Genomic DNA, 925 nt, shown 5'->3' on the forward strand with positions numbered 1-925 from the left:
TCGGCGGCGTGGCCCTGCTCGAGGACCTGAGCGAGCGCCGCCAGCTCGAGGAGCGCATGCGCGAGAGCCAGAAGATGGAGGCTATCGGCCGCCTCGCCGGGGGCATCGCCCACGACTTCAACAACCTCCTGAGCGTCGTCATCGGCCTCGCCGATCTGCTCGAGCTCGAGGGCGAGCTCGAGGCCCGGGGGCGCGAGTACGTCGGCGACATTCAGCGCGTGGCCCAGTCCGGGGCCGAGCTCGTGGCCAAGCTCATGACCTTCAGCCGGCGCCAGGTCGTGCGCCCCGAGCTCATCGATCTCGTCGCTCGCGTGCGCGAGTCGGGCTCGATGCTCGGCCGGCTGATCCGCGAGACCATCGCCATCGAGCTCGACACCGGCGACGTCGGCCTGTGGGTCGAGCTCGATCGCTCCCAGCTCGACCAGATCCTCGTCAACCTCTGCGTCAACGCGGCCGACGCCATGGTCGGGGGCGGCCGCCTGACGATCGCGACGAGCGCGCGCGACGTCGGCGAGGGCGAGCGGACCACGCTGCTCGAGCCCGGCCGCTATGTGTGCCTGAGCGTGCGCGACACCGGCGCGGGGATCCCCGAGGATCTGCGCTCGAAGATCTTCGAGCCCTTCTTCACGACCAAGGCCAGCGGCACCGGCCTCGGCCTCGCCAACGTCTACGCGATCGTCACGGCGGCCGGGGGCGAGGTCGAGGTCGACAGCGTCGTCGGCGAGGGCACGGAATTTCGCGTCTACCTGCCGATGCGGGTCCCGCCCACGCGTCGACGGTCGCGCTCGGGCGCGGCGCACCAAGCCGTGGCCCGGGGCTCGGAGCGGATCTTGCTGGTCGAGGACAACGACAACGTGCGCCGCTCGACCTCGCGCCAGCTCGAGGCGATCGGCTACCGCGTCGAGACGGCCCGCGACGGCGTCGA

1 protein-coding gene is annotated in these 925 nt (G+C 71.6%); it reads left to right on the forward strand.

The genetic code is table 11. From position 1 onward, the window contains the following. Positions 1-925: hypothetical protein (locus KDM41_18255; GenBank protein MCB1185367.1), on the forward strand; the 925-nt coding region annotated here is incomplete at both ends.

The organism is bacterium (genome assembly GCA_020440705.1).
Lineage (GTDB): Bacteria > Krumholzibacteriota > Krumholzibacteriia > LZORAL124-64-63 > LZORAL124-64-63 > JAGRNP01.